Source organism: Austwickia sp. (assembly GCA_016699675.1).
In the GTDB taxonomy this organism is placed as follows: Bacteria; Actinomycetota; Actinomycetes; order Actinomycetales; family Dermatophilaceae; genus Austwickia.
The window spans coordinates 2,430,576-2,448,726 of record CP064985.1; the positions used below are offsets into that span (position 1 = coordinate 2,430,576).

Consider the following 18,151-nt stretch of genomic DNA (forward strand, 5'->3'; position numbering starts at 1 on the left):
GGACGGGGTCCCTGCTCCCGTCGTGGAGCGCGGCTCGTTCGCCCACGCGTTTTGCGGGGAATGCGGCTGGGAGGGGCCTGGCCGGCGCTCTCGTGGCGTGGCCGCCCTGGACGCCGACGGACATGCCCGGACGGGGTGCACTGACCTCGCCGTCCCGCTGGCACAGACGTGGTCGGACGTCGGAACCGACGGTCCGGATCAGCTTCGCGCCAGGCCCTAGTCGAGGCCGAGCAGCTCCTCGGTGGGGTGGGTGCGACCCCTGCATCCAGCGCCGCGACACCCGGGGCCTGGTGGGGGTGCTCAACCGAGCAATGTTGCTCATCATGCAAATATGCTCAATGGGCATAGTTCGCTGTTACGGTGTGGGGACGGTTCACGGTCGTCACCACACCTCAGGAGCGCCTGATGTCTATCGCGCTGCACCGCTTCGCCCGTTTCGCTTTCCGGCACCCCAAGCGCGTCCTTGGCGGGTGGCTCGTCCTGCTGGGCGTGGTCGCGGCCTTGCTCGCAACGCAGCCACGCTCGATCGCGTCCGGCTTCAGCCTGCACGGCACTCCCTCCCAGGAGGTGCTCGACACCGTCTCCGCGCGGTTGCCGGAGGCCGGGGGAACGCAGGGAACGCTGGTCTTCACCGCGAGGGACGGGGGCCGCATCGACACCCCCGCCCGGGCCGCCGCGATCGCCGAAGCGGCCGATCGCGCGGCAAGCACGCCGTACGTCGTGAACCGCGAGGCCAAGCTCTCCGAGCAGCGCGGCCAGGTGCGTGAGCAGATCGCCGCACGGGTCGAGCAGAGCGTAGCCGCCAAACTCGGCCCCGAACTCACCACGCTTGCCACAACCCTTGATGCTGCCGCCACCCGGCCGGGCGCGCAGTCCCTTGGCGGGCTCGCGACCCGGGCGCGGAGTTTGGCGACGGCCTCGCCCCACGAGCGGATCGTGGGTACGACCTCCCTCCTCGCCGACCTCAAGACCCTGACCGCGGCGATGGGCGCGAAGGGGATCTCCCCTCAGGCCTTGGGCTTGCCCGCCGGATCCGCCGCGATGACCGACCCCACGACCGCCGTGACGGACGGGGTGGCGAAGGCCAGCGCGCAGGTGTACGCCGACCTGGATCGGCTCACCGCCGGCACGACACCCCAAGGACACGCGCTGACGGTAGGTGATCGCACGCTCGCGTCCGTCCGCGTCAGCGACGACGGCCGCGTTGCCATGTTGCCGCTGCAGTTCACCGCGTCCCTGGCGCACTTGCCTGAGTCCGCCCTCCCGGACGTGCTGACCGCGACCGAGAGGGCCGTCGAGGGCACGGGCCTCACCGCTTACCCCAGCACCGCGCTCAACCCGACGAAGCCGCCGCTCGGCGGCCACGAGCTCATCGGAGTGGCGATCGCGGTCGTCGTCCTGCTCCTGACCCTGGGCTCACTGGTGGCTGCCGGATTGCCCGTCCTCACGGCGCTGGTCGGCGTCTTCATCGGAGTGGGTGGGGCCTTCGCCCTGTCCTCCCACTACGTGATGACGACCGCGACGCCGGCGCTCGGGCTCATGATCGGGCTCGCCGTAGGGATCGACTACGCCCTGTTCATCCTGCACAAACACCGCAAGCTCATCGTCACCCAGTCGCTCACCCCCGGCGACGCCGTGGGCCGAGCGGTCGGTACGGCGGGCAGTGCGGTGCTCTTCGCGGGGTTGACCGTCATCACCGCTCTCCTCAGCCTGCTCATCCTGCGTATCGACTTCGTCTCTACGATGGCGCTCACGGCCGCGACGACCGTGGCGCTCGCCGTGGCGATCTCGCTGACCGCGCTGCCGGCGCTCCTCGGCCTCGTGGGCAGCCGTGTTGTCGGGCGACGCGCTCAGGCCCGGCACGCCGATCGACCTGCTCACCGACACCACCCCGTCGCCCGGCGATGGATCCGCGCCGTGACGGCGCTGCCCGTGCTCACCGCGCTGCTCGTGACGTTGGGGTTGGGGGCCGTGGCCAGCGGCGTCACCGGAATGCGGCTCGGCATGCCGGACGGCGGGGTGGCCGCTGCGGGCTCGCCGCAGCGCGTGAACTACGACGCGACGACTCGTGCGTTCGGCACCGGGGCGAACGCCCCGCTGGTGGTGACCGTGGCCCACTCCGATGGCTCCGCCATGGACACCGCGGAGCTGCTGAGCCGCCAGGACCAACTGGCCGGCGTCGAAGGTGCCACCAGCGCTCGACTCATGGGCGCTACGTCGGACCGGACTCTGGCGATCTTCCAGGTGATCCCGGTGGATGGCCCGACGGACCCGGCGACCGAGGCGCTCGTTCACCGGCTCCGCGGCACGGAACTGTCCGGCGTCGCGCCGCTGGGAGTCTCCGGGCTCACCGCCATCAACATCGACCTGTCCGACGTGCTCCGCTCCGCGATCCCCGTCTACGTCGGGGTCGTCGTCGCCCTCTCGATCGTCATTCTGCTGCTGGTTTTCCGATCGCTCGTCGTGCCACTCGTCGCGACCGGGGGCTTCCTGCTGACGATCAGCGCGACGCTGGGCCTCGTCGCTCGGGCGTTCGGCGACGAACGCTTCACCTGGCTGGTCGGGGTCGACCGATCAGGACCGATCCTCAGCTTCCTGCCGATCATGGCGACCGGCATCCTCTACGGCCTGGCGATGGATTACCAGGTCTTCCTCGGGACCTCGATGCGTGAGGACCACGTCCACGGCGCGTCGGCCCGGGAGGCGGTGCGCACCGGTTTCCACCACGCCAGCCTCGTGGTCGTCGCGGCGGCCGCCATCATGGTCGCGGTGTTCGGTGGGTTCGTCCTCGGCGCTGACACGACGATCCGTCAGTTCGGGTTCGCCCTGTCGGTAGGAATCCTCATCGATGCGTTCCTCGTCAGGATGATCCTCATGCCGGCGCTGCTGCACTTCGCGGGCGAGAAGGCGTGGTGGCTGCCGGCCTGGCTCGATCGCTTGCTGCCGCGGGTCGACATTGAAGGCGACCGGCTTCGTCAGCACCTGGACCGCGTGCCATAGTGCTGGTCGTGGCCCCCCCCGGATTGCGCGAGGTCAAGAGAGCCGAGACCCAGCAGCGGCTCGCCGCGATCTCCTACGCCCTCGTGCGGGAGCGTGGCTTCGCGCACGTCACCGTGGACGACATCGCCGAAGAGGCGCACGTCTCGCGCCGAACCTTCTCGAACTACTACGCCTGCAAGGAGGAGGCCGTCGCGGCGGTCATCCTTCATGACGCCGCCGACGGGTTGTCCCGCTGGCCACCGGTGGACTGGACCGCCGTCGGGCTCATCGACCTGGTGCGCAGCCTCGTGCAGCACCAGTTCGACGCGGGCGTCCTCGCCCGGCTGGCTTCGGTGGGCAACCTCGCCGTGGAGCACCGGCAACTGGTTCCTTACGTGCGCGAGGCGCAGTGGCGGTTGTGGGCCATGGCCGGCGATCACGTGCTCGAACACGACAGGAACGCAGATCCGGCGCGGCAGGCGGAGCTCGATGCGGTGCTGGGCGCCGTCTTCGGCGTGGTGAGCGGCGCGCTGTCTCGGGCGGTGCCGGACGGCACGGGCGCCGCCCTGGAACCGGAACGCATCCGCGGGCTCGTGGAGCACGTCCTGGACCGGCTGGACCACGGACTGGCCTCGACCCCGTAACCGGCGGCCATCGCCGCCTCGCGTGTCGGGGCCCGCGACGCGGGATAACGGTGTGCCGGGCCGGGAGCGCCTCTCGGCGCGAGGCCGCTCGTAGCGGCTGATATTGGGACCCGGGGCTGCCACGGCCCGACACACCTGAACTACCGTATCGGCACGGTCCGGCCCGCTCCAACCGGGGGGCCCTCGTCGTGCGCCCGACGGAAGCCGGGCAGCGCGTGCCGGTCAGCGCAACGGCAGGTGCCGTTCGGCCGCGACGACCCGCGCGGACTTGCCCCGACCGCGCAGGTGGATGACCAGCGCCTCGCCCTTGACCAGCTTCTCCTGCCCCGCGGCCTTGAGCGCATCGCGCGTTGCACCCTTGGGGCAGCGGTCCACGAACAGGTCCACGAGGTCGGGTAGCACCGGGCCGTGGCTACACATCAGCGCGGGCCTGCCGGCGTCGAGCTGCGCGGCGACGAGCTGGGGCATCTTCGCGGGCTTGTCCTCGTAGCCTTCCTCCGAGAGCCAGCCGGTGGAGCAGACCTTGACGCGCGCCGCCTTGGCGTACGGCGCGATCGTGTGCACGCAGCGGGTTGCCGAGGACGAGGAGACGCTGCGCACGCCGTACGCCGAGAGCACCCCGACGAGATCCTGCGCCTGGGCCGCCCCCCGGGCGTCGAGCGGGCGCAGCCAGTCCTTCTTGTGCCACGCCTTCCGGGGCACCGCATGGGCGTGCCGAACCACCACGAACGGCCACGTGGCGAGGTCCCCGGCGGCATCGGCCAGTACCAACGCGTCGAGCTGCTCGGCGTCGCGGCGGTAGGTCATCAGCTTCAGCGCCGAACGCACCGAGACCCACCGGACGTGGTCCACCTCGCGCCGCAGCCGGCCTTCGGTGCCCGTCGGCTGGGCGGCCCAGTAGCGGACCACCTTGCGCTGCGGCGTGCCCGAGCGCGGCGCGATCGGGTAGCTGGACGACGGCAGCGGGATCCCGAGCCGGACCCGAAAGGTCGTCTCCTCCCCGACCTCCCGGACGGCAGCGGCGGCCCAGGGCTCACCCGCCTCGAGCTTGCCCTTGGGCCACGACCAGTCGTCGTACCGGCTCCGGTGCACGAGGGCGACCTCGAGACGACCGTGGCGGCGGCGCCACGGCACCGCGCCCGCGGTGGGCACGTCGACCGGCGTCTTGCCCCGGCCGGACTGGCGCGCTGGCGTCATCGGCCCCGGTTCCGCTTGCGACGGCGGGCGTGCTCCTCGATCAGTTCGTCCTGCAGGTCGGCCAGCGGTTCGCCGTCGGGGCCGCGATGGTGCCGCGTCCAGCGGCCCGAGCCCTCCAGATGCCAACTGGAGGTGGCATCGCTCATGCCCCGCGCCACGTTGCTGACTAGCTGGTCCACGTGGCCGGGGTCGTTGATGCTGACGAGCGCCTCGACGCGGCGGTCGAGGTTGCGGTGCATCATGTCGGCACTGCCGATGAACACCCCGTCGGCGCCGCCCGGACCGAAGACGAAGACGCGGCTGTGCTCCAGAAAGCGGCCGAGCACCGAGCGCACCCGCACCCGCTCCGACAGCTCGGGGATCCCGGGTCGCAGGGCGCAGATCCCGCGCACGAGGACGTCGACGTCGACCCCGGCCTGCGAGGCGCGGTAGAGCGCGTCGATAACCTGCTCGTCGACGATCGAGTTGACCTTGATGCCGATGTAGGCGGGCTTGCCGTCGCGGGCCCGGGCGATCTGCTCGTCGACCTTCTCGACGAGCCCGGACCGGATCGAACGCGGGGCCACGAGCAGGCGCTTGTACTTGCTGCGCGGCGCCCAGCCGGACAGCTGGTTGAACAGCCGGGTGAGGTCCTCGCCGACGTTCGGGTCGCAGGTGAACAGGCCGTAGTCCTCGTAGAGGCGGGCCGTCTTGGGGTGGTAGTTGCCGGTGCCGACGTGGCAGTAGCGGCGCAGCCCGTCGGTCTCCTGGCGCACCACGAGCGAGAGCTTGCAGTGGGTCTTCAGGCCGACCACGCCGTACACGACGTGCACGCCCGAATGCTCCAGCTTGCGGGCCCATTCGATGTTGTTCTGCTCGTCGAACCGGGCCTTGATCTCGACCACGGCGAGGACCTGCTTGCCGGCCTCGGCGGCGTCGATGAGGGCGTCGATGATGGGGGAGTCGCCGCTGGTCCGGTAGAGGGTCTGCTTGATGGCGAGCACCTTGGGGTCCGCCGCGGCCTGCTCCACGAAGGCCTGCACAGACGTCGAGAAGCTGTCGTAGGGGTGCTGAACGAGGACGTCCTTGGCGCGCACCGCCGCCATGATGTTGGCGGCCTTGCTCGACTCGACGCGGGCCAGGTCGGGATGGGTGCGCGGCACGAAGCTGGGGTACTTCAGCTCGGTCCGATCCAGGTCCGCGACCGTGTTCAGGCAGCGCAGGTCGAGCGGGGAGGCCAGCCGGAACACCTCCTTCGGCCCGATCTGCATCTCCCGCATCAGCATCCCGAGGACGTGGTCGTCCATGTCCCGGTCGACCTCCAGGCGCACCGGGGGACCGAAGCGGCGCCGGGTGAGCTCCTTCTCCAGGGCGGTGAGCAGGTTCTCGGCGTCGTCCTCCTCGACCTCCAGGTCCTCGTTGCGGGTGACCCGGAAGGTGAAGTGTTCGTGCACGTCCATGCCCGGGAACAGGTGCTCCAGGTGGGCGGCGATGACCTCCTCGAGGGCGACGAACCGGGCGCCGTACAGGTCGGTGGACCCGTCCTCGGTTTCGACCCGCACGAGGCGCGGCAGCAGCGGTGGCACCTTGACCCGGGCGAAGTGTTCGTTGCCGGTCTTGGGGTTGACCAGGGTCACGGCGAGGTTGAGGGACAGCCCGGAGATGTAGGGGAACGGGTGCGCCGGGTCGACGGCCAGCGGGGTGAGCACCGGGAAGACGCGGTCCCGGAACCAGGAGGAGAGCCGTCGCCGCTCGTCGTCGGCTAGCTCGGTCCAGCGCAGCAGGACGATGCCCTCCTCGGCGAGGGCGGGCAGCACCTCGTCGGCGAACGTCCGCGCGTGGGCCTCCATGAGCTGCTTGGCGCCCCCGAGGATGCGATCGAGCAGCTCGCGCGGTTCCAGCCCGGACGCGGACCGTACGGCGAGGCCGGTGGCGATCCGCCGCTTGAGCCCGGCGACGCGGACCATGAAGAACTCGTCGAGGTTGCTGGCGAAGATCGCCAGGAACCTGGCCCGCTCCAGCAGGTAGAGGTCGGGGTCCATGGCGAGCTGAAGGACGCGCTCGTTGAACTGGAGCCAACTGATCTCGCGGTCCAGGAACCGCTCGTCGGGGAGCTGCTCGGCCTCGGGGCGGTCGGTGGCGCTCTCTCGGAGCCGGACGAACCGGCCGTTGGCCGCGCGGGGGCGCGGCGACTCCGGCGCCGAGGTCAGGGCGGTTGCGAGCGCGAGCGGCTCCGCGTCGGGCGGTGGTTCGGGGACGGTGCGGGCGCGGGCCATGCGCTTATCGTGACACCCCGGCCGCGAACTGCACATCGCGGGTCACGGTGCGGAAGCCCTGCGCCGCATAGGTCGCGAGCGCCGCCGCGTTGTCCCCGTCGACGTACAGCTCCACCGTGCGAAGGCCCAGGTCACGCAGGTGCGCCAGGCCGACCGCGGTGACGGCGCGGCCCAGCCCCCGGCCCTGGTGATCGGGGGAGACGGCCACGACGTACACCTCGCCCACCCCGTCCTCGACCTTCGTCCAGTGCGAGGCGGCGAGGCTCCCGGCGGCGTCGCGCACGAGGAAGAGGCCCGCCGCGTCGAACCACGACTCGTCCTGGCGGGCGCGCAGGTCCGCCATCGTCATCCGGCCCTGCTCGGGGTGGGCGGCGAAGGCGGCGGCGTTGAGCGCGAGCCAGTCCCGAGCGTCGCGCGGGTCGTCCGGGTCGTACGTCGAGAGCACGTAGCCCTGCGGAACCTGGGTGTCGAAGGCGTCGCTCGGGGCGAGGGCCCGAGCCAGCTTGAGCAGTTCTCGGACGGGTTGCATGCCCCGGGATGCGGCCAGCTCGCCGGCCCCCGGCAGCAGGCCGTGCGACCAGACGCGGACCGCCGGTTCGCTCGCGAGCACCGCGTCGAGGAGCGCGCCGCCATGCCCGCAGCGGCGGTGGGCGGGGTCGACGACCAGCTCGGCGGCGGGTTGGCCCCCCGCGCGCGCGTCGAGCTGCGCGTAGGCGGCCACGCCCGGTCCGGGCTCGGCGGCCTGGAGGAGGTGGCGGACGCCGTCGATCGGCTCCCGCGCGCCGTGGGCCAGGTGCAGCAGCCCCTGCTCGGACAGCGGGGCGACGCCGTCGCTCGCCTGCACGCGGCGGACCAGCTCGAGCACGGCGGCCCGGTCCGCGGGACGAATTTGCCCAGTGTTCATCGGCGACATGCGGCCATTCCACCACGGTGAACTCGGACGTCCGTTCTAGCGTGGGACCGTCATCGAACCCGGCCGCGACGCCAGCCGCCTTGACTCCCCACGCCGTACGGCGCCGCCGCGCTCCCCGAACCCCCCGAGGAGGACGCATGTCGTCCACGACGCTCGCCCGCCTGGTCACCGCATCCCTGGGCCTGGCCCTGACCACGGCCGCGTTCGCGGCCCCGGCCTTCGCCGCCGACGACGCCCCAGCCCCCACGCCGGACGCCCAGGGTCAGCGGGGCGCGGATCGCCGGCTCAAGGACGTGCAGCTGCTGGCGTTCAACGACTTCCACGGCAACCTCGAGCCCCCAGCGGGCAGCGGGGGTCGCGTCGTCGTGGGCCACACCGTCGACGCCGCCGGCAAGGTCACCGACGCGACGGTCGACGCGGGCGGCGCAGCGTACCTCGCCACCCACCTCGCCCGGATGCGCGCCGGACAGCAGACCTCGTTCACGCTGGAGACCGGCGACCTCATCGGCGCCTCGCCGCTGATCTCGGCGGCGTTCCACGACGAGCCGACCATCGAGGCGGCCCGGCTGATGGGCGTGCAGGCGGGCGTCGTGGGCAACCACGAGTTCGACGAGGGGTACGCCGAGCTGCTACGCATCGTCCGCGGCGGCTGCATCGACGACGGGGCCGGCAAGGACAACCAGAATTCGTGCGCCGCGCAGCCCTACCGCGGCGCGGGCTTCCCCGTGCTGGCGGCGAACGTCTACCGCAAGGGCACGACCACGCCGATCCTGCCGGCGTACACCGTCCTGCAGGACAACGGCGTTCGCCTCGGAGTCATCGGTGTCGTGCTGAAGGACACCGCCAACATCGTCACCCAGGCGGGCATCAAGGACCTCGACTTCGGCGACGAGGTCGCGGCGATCAACCGCGCCGCCGCCGAGCTGAAGGCCCACGGCGTCAACGCGATGGTCGCGCTGGTCCACCAGGGCGGCAACGGCCCCAAGCGCGCCTGGGTCGGTCCGGACGGCAAGTCCTACCCGGCGACCACGACGTACGACGCGCGGTGCACCCCCGGCACCACCGACCTTCTTGACGGTTCCCCGATCCTGCCCATCGTCAAGGGGGCCGACGCGGCCGTGGACGCGATCCTCACGGCGCACAGCCACGTCGCCTATCAGTGCGACGTGCCGGACCCGGCGGGCAAGCCGCGGCCGGTCACCCAGGCGGCCGCGTTCGGGCGCCTGGTCACCGACCTGCACTTCGCCTACGACCCGGCGACCAAGGACGTCGTCCGCGAGCGCACCTGGACGCGGCAGCAGGTCGTGACCCGCGACGTGCCCGCGGACCCGCAGGTGGCGGCGCTCATCGCCCGGTACGCCGAGCTGGTCAAGCCCATCGCCAGCAAGGTGCTGGGCCGGATCACCGCCGACGTGACCAAGGCCCAGAACCCGGCGGGGGAGAGCGCGTTAGGCGACCTCATCGCCGACGCCCAGCTGGCCGACGCCTCCGTCGCCGCGAAGGGCAAGCCGGTCGTGGCGTTCATGAACCCCGGTGGCATCCGGGCGGACCTGGGCGCGGCGCCGATGGGCGGGGAGCAGCCGGGTGAGGTGACCTACCAGAAGGCGTTCAACGTCCAGCCGTTCAACAACTACCTCGTGAGCATGGACATGACCGGGCAGCAGATCTACGACCTGCTCGGCCAGCAGTTCACCGGCCCCAACGCGAGTGCCCCGAAGGTCCTCCAGGTCAGCGCCGGCTTCAGCTACCGCTGGACCGGGACGGGCACGATCGTCGACGGCAGCGTGCAGCTCGGCGGCAAGGCGGTGGACAAGGCCGCGACGTACCGCGTCGTGGCGAACTCGTTCCTCTCCGACGGCGGCGACGGCTTCGCGGCGTTCACCAAGGCGACGAACAAGGTGTTCGGCGGGCTCGACATCGACGGGTTCGCGGCGTACCTGCAGGCGCACTCGCCCTACAGCCCCGCCGCGCTCACCCGGATCACCAAGGGCTGACGCGTCAGACCAGCGACTCCTCCGGGACGAACCGGTAGCCCACGTTGCGGACCGTGCCGATCAGCGCCTCGTGTTCGGAGCCGAGCTTGGCGCGCAGCCGCCGCACGTGGACGTCGACGGTGCGGGTGCCGCCGAAATAGTCGTACCCCCACACCTCCTGGAGGAGCTGCGCCCGGGTGAACACCCGGCCCGGGTGCCCGGCCAGATACTTCAGCAGCTCGAACTCCTTGTAGGTCAGGTCGAGCAGGCGGCCATGCAGCCGCGCCGAATAGGTGGTCTCGTCGATGACCAGCTCGCCGGAGGAGATCGGGGTGGCGAACTCCGGCTCCTGGGCGGATTGGCGGGTCAGCGCGAGCCGCAGCCGCGCCTCGACCTCCGCGGGTCCCGCGGTCTCCAGCAGCAGGTCGGTGAGCTGCCAATCGGCGGAGACCGCGACCAGGCCACCCTCGGAGACCACAGCGAGGATCGGGCCAGGGGTGCCGGTGGTCGCGAGCAGCCGGCACAGGGTGCGGGCGCCCGCGAGATCGCGGCGGGCGTCGACCAGAATCGCGTCCACGTGCCGGTCGTCGAGGAGCGCCGTGAGGTCCGGGGGGACGATGCGGACCTGGTGCGGCAGGAATCCGAGGGCGGGCAACACCTCCGCGCTGGGCCCCAGCACGGAGGTCATCACCACCAGTTCCGCCACCCCTCAAGAGTAGGCCGTCTCGCTGGATGGTCCTTCCCCCGCCGGGGCGTGGGCGGCCCGTGGCAGGCTAGGGCCGTGACCGAGCCCACTCCCGCGCCGCCCGCCGACCCCAGCGCCGAGCCCGTTGCAGCGGCGACCTCGGCGACCGTGGCAGCGACCGCGGCGGCGGGGACGGTGACCGTGCGGTACTGGGCCGCGGCCCGCGCCGCCGCCGGCGTCGACGAGGAAACCCGGGCGGCTGGCGTCGTCGCCGACATCCTGGCGGGTGCGGCGACGGAGCACCCCGACCTGGTTCCGGTGCTCGCCGTGGCCTCGACGCTGATCGACGGCACCACGGCGGCGCCCCACGACGTGGCGCCTGCGGGGAGCGTCCTGGAGATCCTGCCCCCGTTCGCGGGGGGCTGAGTCATGTCGGCCGAGTCAACCGGTCCGCTGCCGAGCGCCATCGCCGGACCGCTCATGCCCGTGCGGCCGTGGCGTCCCCTGGTGACGTCCGCGGCCGTCCTGTCCGCTGCAGCCTCGGCGGCCTGCGCCTGGGCCGGGCAGCCGCTGGGCGTGGCCCTCGTCGGCGCCCTGGGCGTGCTGGCCGTCGTCGTGGGCTGGGTCCCGCTGCTGAACCTGCCCAGCCCGCGGGGCACCACGGCCGTCCTGGCGTTCGCCGCCGTGGTCCTGGGGGTGACGGGGTGGGTGGCCCGGCCGGTCACCTCCGGCATCGGTGACCTCGACGCCGTCGTGGCCGCCTTCGCGCTGTGCATCCTCGCCGCGTTCGTCCACCAGCTCGCGCGCCGGGACGGTCGGCCCCGGCTCGTCGAGTCCCTGACGTCGGAGGTATCCGGGGTCCTGCTGATCGCCGCCTGGGCGGGGTCGCTCCCGGCGCTGACGCGCCCTGGGGCATTGGGCGCGGTCGTCGTCGTCGCGTCCGCCGTGGGGTGCGCCGCGTTCGCCGACATCGTCCGGGGCCGATGGGTCGACGATGTCCCCGCCGTCGTCATCGCCGCGGCGCTGGCCAGTGCGGGAGCCGTCGGCGCCGCCCGATTCGTCGACGTGGCCGGCCTGGCGGCCGGAGTGGTGGCCGCTGGCGGCGTGGTGGCCGGGCTGGGGTCCTACGCCTTGCGCCAGATCTTCTTCGTCCAGCCGACCCAGTCGCGCCGCCGACCGCAGGTCGCCTCCGGCGCCGGCTCCTGGCTCCTGGTAGGGGTCGTCGTGAGCCTCCTGGTCGCGCTCGTGCGCTGAGCGTGCGGGAGAATGGCGCCATGCCCTTCGAACTCGACGTGACCCTGCAACCCGTCCTGGCCCCGCTCGCCTGGCTCGTCGGCCGGTGGGAGGGCGCGGGCGTGGTCGGCTACCCGAGCATGACGTCGATGAACTTCGGCCAAGAGGTGATCTGCACCCACGACGAACGCGCATTCCTGCGTTGGGAGAGCCGGACCTGGCTGCTCGACGAGGCCGGCAACCAGGTGCGCCCCTCCGCCACCGAGCTGGGGTTCTGGCGCGTCCTGGGCTCGGGAGAGATCGAGCTGCTGCTCACCCACCCCACGGGGATCGTCGAGATGTACGTCGGGGCGAAGGATCCCGCCCGACCCGCGGTGCAGCTGCGCACCGACGGGGTGATGCGCAGCCCGGAGGCGAAGGAGTACAACGCGGGCACCCGCATGTACGGCTACGTCGAGGGTGAGCTCATGTGGGCCATGGACATGGCCGCGACGGGTCACCCGCTGCAGAGCCACCTGTCGGCCCGCCTCAAGCGGGTGGAGTGAGCGGGCTGCGGGGCGCGGCGGAGGTCGCCGACGCGCTGCGCGCCCGCGGGATGCGGATGACGCCGCAACGCGAGCGGGTGCTGGCCGCGGTCGGGGCGTTGGGCCACGCGACGCCCGACGCGGTCGCCGAGTCCATCGACGCCGACGGCGGACCGCCGCTGTCGCTGTCCACGGTGTATCGCAATCTGGAGGCGCTGGAGCGCGTCGGTGCGGTGTCGCACACCCACCTGGAGCACCGCGCGCCGTCGTACCACCTCGCGACGCACGCCAATCATCTGCACCTGGTGTGCCTGGGGTGCGGCGCGGTGAGCGAGGCGCCCGTGCAGGTGGCCGACTCGTTCGCCAGCACCCTGATGCGTGAGACCGCGTTCGTCGTCGACGTGCGGCACATGGCCGTGCACGGCTGGTGCGGCGCCTGCGAGAGGGAGGAAGCATGAGATCGCCACTGCTCGACGAGGTGCCGGGCGCCGTTGCGGCCGGCGGCCTCGACGCCGGGGTCGCCGCGCACTACGGCGACCCGGTGCGGGAGCAACGCCTGCTTGCCGAGGGCCTGGCCGTGGTGGACCTGGCTCACCGCGACGTGCTGACCATCGCCGGGCCCGACCGGCTCTCCTGGCTGCACTCGCTCACGAGCCAACACCTGACCGACCTACCGCCGCACACCTCGGCGGAGTCGCTCGTCCTCACCCCGAACGGGCACGTCGAACACGCCCTGCACCTCGTCGACGACGGCGAGCGCATCTGGATCACGGTGGAACCCGGCACGGGCGCCGCCCTGGCTGAGTGGCTGCGGCGGATGCAGTTCCTGTTGCGGGTGGAGGTCGGACAGGTCACCGCGGAGTACGCCGTACTGGGTGAGCCGATTGCGGCGGAGGGACGACCCGGCGAGCCCCCCACGTGGCGCGACCCGTGGCCCGGGCCGGTGGGCGACACGACGTGCTACGGACCCGCCGAGAACCACCCCGGCGCCGAGCGCGCCTGGCGCGAGGTGATCGTGCCGCGGGAGCAGCTGCGTGCGGCGGTCGGGGATCGCCCGCTGGCCGGGATCTGGGCGGCGGAGGCGGCCCGCATCGCCTCCTGGCGCCCTCGACTCGGGGCGGACACCGACCACCGCACCATCCCGCACGAGCTGGACTGGCTGCGCACGGCGGTGCACCTGCACAAGGGCTGCTATCGGGGCCAGGAGACGATGGCCCGCGTGCACAATCTCGGGCGGCCACCCCGGCGACTGGTGTTCTGCCACCTCGACGGGTCGGGCCACGTGCTGCCGGAAGCCGGCGCAGAGCTGACCGCGGGCGGGCGTTCGGTCGGGCGCTTGACGAGCGTCGCCCGGCATGCGCTCGAGGGCCCCATCGCACTCGGCGTCGTGCGGCGCAACACCCCGGTGGATGCGGTGCTGGTCGCCGGCGGAATCAGTGCGGCCCCAACGGTCGTCGTACAGCCCTGACCGTCGCCGTCGGGCCCGGCAAGCACACCGTTAGCAGGAGCAAGCGCCGCGGCGAAAACGTGTTCAACATCGCAGCGACGGCGCTTGCTCATTGCTTGCCATGGTTAGCAGACTAAGCACCGTGACCACGATTCCGTCCCCGGCGGCGGGGATGCGGGAACTCGGTGAATACCTTCGCCAGCAGCGCATCGCGGCAAATCTCTCGGTTCGCCAGTTGTCCGCCGTCACGGGTATCAGCAACCCGTATCTGTCGCAGATCGAGCGCGGCCTTCGTCGGCCGAGCGCGGAGATCCTGCAGCAACTCGCGCAGGGCCTGTCCCTGTCCGCCGAGTCGCTGTATGTCCGTGCCGGGCTTCTCGACCCTGACCACGCACCGCACGGGGCGGACGCGCGTGTCGCGATCCGCAACGACCCCAGGCTCGACGGTCCGCAGCGCCGCGCACTCCTCGACGCCTATTCCCGGATCGTCGAGGACGGATGGTACGCCGTCGTCGACGCACCTGCGGAGCTCGCCACCGGGGCCTCCGTTCCGGACGGGAACAAGCCGTCGTACCACCATGGATCCAAGGAGATGTACATGAACGCCAAGTCGGCCACGCCCCACGAGTCCGACCGTGATGCCGAGAAGTCGGCGCTGACCCCCATCTACGCTGTCGTCGGCGCGTCGGACCTCGCCGTCGAGAAGCTCGTCGAGCTCGGCCACCGGGCCGCCAAGGACGCTGAGCAGGGCATCGACGAGCTCCAGCAGCGGGCTGACGACCTTCAGCTCAAGGCCAACCGCGACGTGTCCAAGGCGATCAAGGGCGCCAAGCACCTCCCCAAGGAGGCGGTCAAGCAGGCGAAGAAGGCGGTCGCCAAGGGGCGCCGGCAGTACGCCGACCTCGCCCGGCGCGGCAAGGACGTGGACCTCGCGGCGCAGGCCTCCACCACCGCCCAGGGCCTCATGAAGCAGGCGGGCGACCTTGCCGGGCGCAGCCGCAAGGAGGCCGGCCAGGCCGTCGACAAGAAGGTGCACCAGGCGACCTCGCTGGTGGAGCAGGGCAAGCACGAGGCCGAGGCGCGGGTGGCCATGGGTCGCCACCAGGCCGAGCACGTGGTGGCGCAGGGTCGCCAGCAGGCCGAGAAGCGCGTCGCCGAGGGCCGCCGGGTCGTCGAGCAGGTCGGCCACGAGGCGGAGAAGCGGGTCGCCGACGGGCGCCGCGCCGCGGAGCGCACCCGCCGCGCCGCCGCGCACCAGGCCGACAAGGTCGTGGACCAGGCCAGCCACGTCGTCGAGGCCGTCAGCCACGGCGCCCGGCACCCGATGAGCACCGCGAAGACCGTCGGGGCCGAGGTGCGCAAGCCGATCGCGCGTCGCCGCCGGTCCCCGGGTGCGCCCACCGCGGAGACCCGGCCGGTCATGAGCGCGGGCGTCGACGCCGGTGCCACCACGCCGACCGCCAAGGCGCCGGCCGCGAAGAAGGCCACCGCCAAGAAGGCAGCGACCAAGAAGGCTGCGGCCAAGCCGGCCGTCAAGCGGGCGTCCTCGACCCCCGTCGCCGGTGCCGCGAAGCGCACGACCAAGCGCGCGGCGAAGCCGGTGACGGCCACGCCCGCCGACATGCCGGCCACGCCGGCCGTGACGCCGATCATCGCCGAGCCGGCCCTGCCCGACACTCCGAGCGACCACCTGCCCGCGAGCTCGGGCGAGTGACGCCGGGCGCCGTACGCCGGGGCCCAGCGCGCTGAACCAGCGGCTGCACCAGGGCCGGGACGCCGAGGCGTCCCGGCCCTGCGGCGTACCGGTCTGCGCCTGCGTCCTGGCCGGGTCGGGGATTGGGTCGGACGGGCGCCCGCGCGAGCAGCCGTGATTCTGAAGGTCTGCGGCGGGCCACGTACCCTGGACGTCATGATGCAATCGCTCGACAACGCCCAGGCCTTGGTCGTGATGCTGCTCGGCGTCGCCGCCCTCGCGATGCAGGTCTTCGCGTTCGTGGAGTCCCTGCGCTATCCGTCCGCCGCCTACGCCACGGCAGAAAAGCTCAGCAAGCAGTGGTGGGTCGGCATCACCGCCGTCGCGATGCTGATCGGCTTCGTGAGCATCTTCAACCCGTTCGGGATCGGGCTCATCGCCGTCGTCGCGGCCGGGGTCTTCCTCGCCGACGTCCGTCCGGCGATCCGGCGTTACACGCCGGTGCGGCGAAAGGGCGGCGCGTCGGGCCGCGGGCCCTACGGGTCCTGGTGACCGCGGCCCGCTGAGGAGCCGCGGTGATATCCGAGCCCCGGCTCCTGGAGACCCCCGCGGGCCGGGTGGAGTGGACGCAGTTCGGCCGCGGTGAGCCCGTCACGGTGTTCGCGCACGGCCTGGGCCAGTCGATCGAGTCCACCCGCCCCTTCGCCTCCGGGGTGCGCGGGCGCCGGGTGTTCTTCCACTTCCGGGGTCACGGTCGCTCGGAGGTGGGGGCGGGAGCCTGGTCGTACGGCGGCCTGGCCGCCCAGCTGCGGGCCGTCGCCGACGCGTCCGGGGCGACCCGTGCGCTCGGCGTGAGCATGGGCGCCGGGGCGTTGTGCGCCCTGCTGGCGCAGACGCCCGACCGCTTCGAGCGCGTGATCCTCGTGCTGCCGGCAGCGCTCGACACCCCGCGCGCCGGCCCGGAGACGACCCGTGCCGATCGCCTCGCCGCCCTGCTGGACGCGGGCGACGCCGATGCCCTCGCCCGGGCGCTCGCGCAGGAGCAGGCCGCGGGGCCGCAGGCGGCCGCGGCGGTGGCCCACTGGGCCGACGCGCACGCCCGGTGGCTCGTCGGTTCCGGCGCCCCAAGCGCCCGCACCGGCACCGCCGAGGCGTTCCGCCGGGTCCCCCGGTCGGCGCCCGTCCCGGACCCGGCAGTACTCGCCCGCGTCCGCGCCCCGGCGCTGGTCATCGCGCAGGAGGAGGACCCGGTGCACCCCGTGGAGGTGGCTCGCGAGCTCGCGGCCGCGTTGCCCGCGGCGCGCCTGGTGGTGCTCCCTCCGGGCGGCCTGCTCTGGGCGCACCGGGTTACCCTGAGAGGGTTGGTGACAGAATTCCTGGCCGCTCCATCCGGCCGGGACGCGGAGGGGGACAGCTCGTGAACACCATCGACGACCGCACCGAGGGCGTCTTTACCGAACAGCGGCCCTGGGGCGACTTCCGCAGCTTCTGCACCAACGAGACCGTGACCGTGAAGGTCATCACGGTCAAGCCGGGGCAGCGGCTCTCGCTGCAGAAGCACGCGCACCGGGCGGAGATGTGGACCGTCCTCGACGAGGCGCCCATGGAGGTCACCGTCGACGACCGCACCTGGCGGGCCGGCAAGGACGAGCAGATCTGGGTGCCGCAGGGGGCGGTGCACCGCATGGCGAACCCCGGCACCGAGGTCGCGCGCATCCTCGAGGTCGGCTTCGGCCAGTTCGACGAGGACGACATCGTGCGGCTCGAGGACGACTACAAGCGGGTCTGAACCCCGCCGGGCGCCACGGCCTCCCAGGCCACCGTGACCTCGCCCAGGCGCCACCGCGAGACGCCGCCGAGCACGGGCCAGCCCGCGTCGCGCAGGTCCCGCACCGTGGCCACGAAGCGCTGCCGCCGACCGTATGCCGACAGCGGCGCCGCCCGCGCCCACGCCGCGTCCAGCGCGCCGAGGTAGGCGTGCACCCGTTCCCCGGGCACGTTCCGGTGGATCAACGCCTTCGGCAGCCGCTCGGCGACCTCGGAGGGCTGATCCACATCGGCCAGCCGCAGGGCGATCGTCAGCGACTGCGGCCCGTCCCGGTCCAGGGCCACCCAGGTGGCGCGGCGGCCCAGCTCGTCGCACGTCCCGTCGATGACCAGCCCGGCCGGTGACAGGCGGCCGCGCAGCCGCTCCCAGGCGCCCGGCACGTCGGCCTCGGCGTACTGGCGCAGCACGTTGAACGCCCGGATCACCGCCGCGGTGCGGCCCGCCGCCAGCGGCACCTCGAAGCCGCCGGCCGCGAACGTCAGGCCGGGCGCCTCGAGCGGGCGCGCCGCCGCCACCCGGTCGGGATCGATCTCCAGCCCGACGACCCGCACGTCGGGCGCCACCCGGCTCAGCCGGGCCGCCCATTCGACGGTGGTGACGGGCGAGGCGCCGTACCCGAGGTCCACGGCCACGGGGTCCGGTTCGCTGCGCAGCCGCCAGGCCTGCGTCGCGACCAGCCACCGATCGCAGCGCCGCAGCCGGTTGGGGTTCGTGGTCCCCCGGGTGATGGTGCCGACCATGGCCGCGGGGCGCGTGGCGGGCGTCACGCGCACGGGCGAC

The 18,151-nt window shown here is 72.6% G+C and carries 16 protein-coding genes and 1 pseudogene; 12 read left to right on the forward strand and 5 right to left on the reverse strand.

The genetic code is table 11. The annotated features are described in order from the left end of the window. Positions 1–405 precede the first annotated feature (405 nt). Together IPK37_11135 and IPK37_11140 are read left to right on the forward strand one after the other, a co-directional pair. A complete protein-coding gene (locus IPK37_11135; GenBank protein ID QQR99575.1) occupies positions 406–3,000 on the forward strand; it encodes an MMPL family transporter in 2,595 nt (864 codons plus the stop codon). Between the two features lie 8 nt (positions 3,001–3,008). Then, on the forward strand, positions 3,009–3,623 hold the full coding sequence (locus tag IPK37_11140) for a TetR/AcrR family transcriptional regulator (GenBank protein QQR99576.1): 615 nt from the start codon (positions 3,009–3,011) through the stop codon (positions 3,621–3,623). Positions 3,624–3,845: 222 nt separating this feature from the next. Here IPK37_11140 and IPK37_11145 read toward each other — a convergent pair whose 3' ends face one another. Genes IPK37_11145 through mshD form a run of 3 tightly spaced genes read right to left on the reverse strand, consistent with a single transcriptional unit; the run spans position 3,846 to position 7,979 of the window. Further along, positions 3,846–4,820, reverse strand: coding sequence for an NUDIX domain-containing protein (locus IPK37_11145; protein ID QQR99577.1), 975 nt, complete (start codon positions 4,818–4,820; stop codon positions 3,846–3,848). Further along, a complete protein-coding gene (locus IPK37_11150) occupies positions 4,817–7,075 on the reverse strand; it encodes an RNA degradosome polyphosphate kinase (protein ID QQR99578.1) in 2,259 nt (752 codons plus the stop codon). Before IPK37_11150 ends, IPK37_11145 begins: the two co-directional genes overlap by 4 nt. A 4-nt stretch (positions 7,076–7,079) precedes the next feature. Next, positions 7,080–7,979 (reverse strand): mycothiol synthase, encoded by a 900-nt coding sequence (gene mshD, locus IPK37_11155; protein QQS02825.1) that lies wholly within the window; start codon positions 7,977–7,979, stop codon positions 7,080–7,082. 146 nt (positions 7,980–8,125) lie between these two features. Here mshD and IPK37_11160 point away from each other — a divergent pair, with 146 nt between their 5' ends. Then, positions 8,126–9,982: a bifunctional metallophosphatase/5'-nucleotidase gene (locus IPK37_11160; GenBank protein ID QQR99579.1), complete on the forward strand. Its 1,857-nt coding sequence runs from the start codon at positions 8,126–8,128 to the stop codon at positions 9,980–9,982. A 4-nt stretch (positions 9,983–9,986) separates the two neighbouring features. On the opposite strand, the gene IPK37_11165 is transcribed toward IPK37_11160, so the two are convergent. Further along, complete coding sequence (locus tag IPK37_11165) at positions 9,987–10,649, reverse strand: response regulator transcription factor (protein QQS02826.1); 663 nt, start codon at positions 10,647–10,649, stop codon at positions 9,987–9,989. 192 nt (positions 10,650–10,841) lie between these two features. On the opposite strand from IPK37_11165, the gene IPK37_11170 reads away from it, so the two are divergent. From IPK37_11170 to IPK37_11210, 9 genes and pseudogenes are all read left to right on the forward strand, one after another. Next, positions 10,842–11,072 carry a MoaD/ThiS family protein gene (locus IPK37_11170; GenBank protein ID QQS02827.1) on the forward strand — a complete coding sequence of 77 codons (231 nt, stop codon included), beginning with the start codon at positions 10,842–10,844 and terminating at the stop codon, positions 11,070–11,072. 3 nt (positions 11,073–11,075) lie between these two features. Then, complete coding sequence (locus IPK37_11175) at positions 11,076–11,900, forward strand: hypothetical protein (protein ID QQR99580.1); 825 nt, start codon at positions 11,076–11,078, stop codon at positions 11,898–11,900. A 20-nt stretch (positions 11,901–11,920) separates the two neighbouring features. Next, positions 11,921–12,424: an FABP family protein gene (locus IPK37_11180; protein QQR99581.1), complete on the forward strand. Its 504-nt coding sequence runs from the start codon at positions 11,921–11,923 to the stop codon at positions 12,422–12,424. A gap of 50 nt (positions 12,425–12,474) precedes the next feature. Further along, positions 12,475–12,861, forward strand: a complete 387-nt coding sequence (locus IPK37_11185; GenBank protein ID QQS02828.1) for a transcriptional repressor — start codon at positions 12,475–12,477, stop codon at positions 12,859–12,861. Continuing rightward, positions 12,858–13,871 carry a folate-binding protein YgfZ gene (locus IPK37_11190; GenBank protein ID QQR99582.1) on the forward strand — a complete coding sequence of 338 codons (1,014 nt, stop codon included), beginning with the start codon at positions 12,858–12,860 and terminating at the stop codon, positions 13,869–13,871. Before IPK37_11185 ends, IPK37_11190 begins: the two co-directional genes overlap by 4 nt. A 151-nt stretch (positions 13,872–14,022) precedes the next feature. Beyond that, positions 14,023–14,319, forward strand: a pseudogene (locus tag IPK37_11195) (helix-turn-helix transcriptional regulator). A gap of 1,440 nt (positions 14,320–15,759) precedes the next feature. Then, a complete protein-coding gene (locus IPK37_11200; protein ID QQR99583.1) occupies positions 15,760–16,095 on the forward strand; it encodes a DUF2516 family protein in 336 nt (111 codons plus the stop codon). A gap of 23 nt (positions 16,096–16,118) precedes the next feature. After that, a complete protein-coding gene (locus tag IPK37_11205; protein ID QQR99584.1) occupies positions 16,119–16,964 on the forward strand; it encodes an alpha/beta hydrolase in 846 nt (281 codons plus the stop codon). Further along, the gene (locus IPK37_11210; GenBank protein ID QQR99585.1) at positions 16,961–17,332 is read left to right on the forward strand and encodes a phosphomannose isomerase type II C-terminal cupin domain; all 372 of its coding nucleotides are present in this window, start codon (positions 16,961–16,963) and stop codon (positions 17,330–17,332) included. Before IPK37_11205 ends, IPK37_11210 begins: the two co-directional genes overlap by 4 nt. On the opposite strand, the gene IPK37_11215 is transcribed toward IPK37_11210, so the two are convergent. After that, positions 17,317–18,111 carry a class I SAM-dependent methyltransferase gene (locus tag IPK37_11215; protein ID QQS02829.1) on the reverse strand — a complete coding sequence of 265 codons (795 nt, stop codon included), beginning with the start codon at positions 18,109–18,111 and terminating at the stop codon, positions 17,317–17,319. The two genes, IPK37_11210 and IPK37_11215, sit on opposite strands and share 16 nt — an antisense overlap. Between the last annotated feature and the right edge of the window lie 40 nt (positions 18,112–18,151).